A 2833-nucleotide genomic window follows, 5' to 3' on the forward strand; every position below is an offset into this window, starting at 1 on the left:
AAACGGAATAACGTGATCGATGTCGTACGTATTGATTTTCCTGCCACCCGTGTTGAATACTTAAAAATAATGTGTGTTCGATATAAAAATCTTTGTTAGATTGAAAAAAGAGCGATTTTAAAAAAGTTTAAAACGATTTCACCCTGCAATTTTTTACGCTAACGAATTAGACAGTCGATCACTGCGTTGTGTCTATTTTTCGAGATACCTCGGTATTCCAAAGAAAATACGTCTGTTATACCAATTAGACTAAAAAGGTAATTTAATAAAAATTGTTGTAAGACATAACGGCTTTAAAAAAATCTTCCGTATCGCTGCCATGCGGCATTTTTTTGCATTGTCCTGCCTCAAAAATAAGTTTTCTTTGAGTCTATGTTGTAGATTCAACGGGTATTAATTAACTGTTTTGTTGCTTTCTAACCTAAATTTTCACATCGAACTCACGTTAAAATATCTAAACATTCAGTTATAGTAAGTTCGCAATGCGTTGGCGAAGTTTTTATCATTCAATCAAATTTCAAAACGTCCAGTTTTTTTACTAATAAACTGGACAAATTAATTATATTTGTAGCACAGTAAAAAGATGAAAACCTCTGAATACATTTCATTTACTATAGATAGGCTACCCAAGGGCTATGTATTCACCTATGCAGACTTTTTTTCAGAGGTGAATCAAAAAGAAGCGGTAATAAAAGCACTGAATCGTATGGTGGCTTCGGGCAAGATTGCTAAACTATTCAAGGGAAAATACTACAAACCCGAAGTTACGCCCTTTGGCAATCTTCAACCCAATCAGGCACAAGTAGTAAAAGACTTGTTGGAAGAAAACGGAAAAATAACGGGTTATCTCACAGGTTACGGTATTTACAACCAATTAGGTTTAACTACACAAGTAAGCAATATCATACAGATAGGCAAGAATCAGGTTCGTCCTAAGTTTAAAAGAGAACGTTATACGATAGCTTTTGTACAGCAAAAAAACACCATCACCAAAGAGAATATTCCTTTGTTACAGTTACTAGATGCCATTCGGTACATCAAGAAAATACCTGATACCACTATAGAGGCATCGTGCAAGCGGTTTTTAGCCATTATCAAAAACTTTACGGATAAAGAAATCAATACCTTGGTTCGCCTGGCATTAAAATATCCACCTGCTACAAGGGCTTTGTTAGGGGCTTTGTTAGAGCAATTACAGCAAGGCAACACAACAGAGGCTCTTTTCAAGTCATTGAACCCAATAACCAAGTATAAACTAACCGGTGCAGCGAAAGCATTATCTACCACAGAAAAATGGAACGTAGTATGAAGCTGCACCACGACATAAAATTATTTACACAAATACTAAGGGCTGCATCACAGCACCTGGGCATTAAGTTGGAATTTATAGAAAAAGATTACTGGATAACACTGGTGTTAAGCCGTTTGGCAAAAAGTAGCTATGTTGATGAATCCGTTTTTAAAGGAGGCACATCGCTATCGAAGGGATACAATATGCTAGAGCGATTTTCGGAGGATGTAGATATTGCCATTATCAACGACAAGGGTAAAACAGGTAATGAAATTAAAACCATCATCCGCACAATTGAAAAAGAAATCACGCCTGATTTAAAAGAATTGCAAGTAGAGGGCGTAACAAGTAAGGGTTCAAGATTCAGAAAATCAGTATTTGAATATGTTGCGTCTGAAAAAGGTAATGCAAATAACAAACTCATTGTTGAAGTAAACTCGTTTGCCAATCCTTTTCCTTATCAACGATTGACCATTCAAAGTATGGTGTTTGACTTTTTGAAGCAAACAAACAATGAAAATTACATTGAGCAGTATGATCTCCAACCTTTTGAAGTTAACGTATTGAGCAAGGAACAAACGCTTGTGGAAAAAATGGTGTCGTTAGTTCGATTTTCCTTCAAAGAAAATACTGTTGAAAGCATCTCTCAGAAGATAAGGCACTTTTACGATTTGTATCATCTTATGAAAAATTCTCAGTGTATTGCATTTGTGGCATCCGATTCGTTTAAGGAACAATTTGATACCATCTTGCAACACGATAGAGCTATGTTTGAAGAACCGACAGGTTGGCAAACTAAAGCGACTTCGGAATCTCCTTTAGTAAATGATTTTTCAAACGTCTGGCAAAAACTCAAAGAAAAATATCAAACTGAACTTTCAGCATTAGCATATAGACCTATACCTGATGAAAAAGAAATTGCGGTATGTTTTGAAGAATTAGCAGAGAGAATTAAATGAAATTCATCTTCGAAGAATTGGAGAAAGCGTTTACCGAGTTGATGGAACAAAAAGGCTTTCCACCACCACTCAGTCATTACGATGACTCGAAAACCCGAATATGATTCATGAACAGCGAAATTATCATATATCAAAACCCGAAAGGCAACCTGAAATTTGAAGTTGGCAAGCAGCGTGAAAACGTTTGGTTAACCGAGGACTATATGGCAACTCTATTTGTAAAAGCAAGGGATATCATCAATGAGTATCTCATTTTTGCGGAGGGTTTACTGGGGAAAAAGTGGTTGTTCGGATTTTCCGAATAAGCAGCTAACACGCTGCTATTGTGTGAAGGCTAAAGGAGGTTCAAGTAAATGCATACAACTTTGATGTAATTGTTTGCAAAAATATTCTCGTGAAATTTCACAGCATCCAGCGTTCAAAGCCGCGGCCTTCAATAAGGTAATCGCAGCTGTTTTGCAAGCGTGAAATGGCTTGTTGTTCCCAGCCGGTGAAGGTGTTTTGACCCAAAAGTGCCAGTTGAATTTCTTTTCGAAAGCGTGCGGTTTGCGTTTCGTGTATGAGTTGCCAGTAATCTATAATT

4 protein-coding genes are annotated in these 2833 nt (G+C 36.7%); 3 read left to right on the top strand and 1 reads right to left on the bottom strand.

What is annotated here, in order from left to right; all coding sequences use genetic code 11:
* Nucleotides 1-583: 583 nt before the first annotated feature.
* From CHX27_RS00420 to CHX27_RS00430, 3 genes are all read left to right on the top strand, one after another.
* A complete protein-coding gene (locus tag CHX27_RS00420; protein WP_094484818.1) occupies nucleotides 584-1309 on the top strand; it encodes a DUF6088 family protein in 726 nt (241 codons plus the stop codon).
* On the top strand, nucleotides 1306-2250 hold the full coding sequence (locus CHX27_RS00425) for a nucleotidyl transferase AbiEii/AbiGii toxin family protein (RefSeq protein ID WP_165764401.1): 945 nt from the start codon (nucleotides 1306-1308) through the stop codon (nucleotides 2248-2250). The genes CHX27_RS00420 and CHX27_RS00425 overlap by 4 nt, the downstream gene beginning before the upstream one ends.
* Nucleotides 2251-2357: 107 nt before the next feature.
* Nucleotides 2358-2555: a hypothetical protein gene (locus CHX27_RS00430; protein WP_094484820.1), complete on the top strand. Its 198-nt coding sequence runs from the start codon at nucleotides 2358-2360 to the stop codon at nucleotides 2553-2555.
* 97 nt (nucleotides 2556-2652) lie between these two features.
* Here CHX27_RS00430 and CHX27_RS15420 read toward each other — a convergent pair.
* Nucleotides 2653-2833, bottom strand: a 181-nt coding sequence (locus tag CHX27_RS15420; RefSeq protein WP_165764402.1) for a hypothetical protein, incomplete at its 5' end; no start/stop codon positions are given.

This window comes from Flavobacterium aurantiibacter (assembly GCF_002251775.1).
Taxonomy (GTDB): Bacteria; Bacteroidota; Bacteroidia; order Flavobacteriales; family Flavobacteriaceae; genus Flavobacterium; species Flavobacterium aurantiibacter.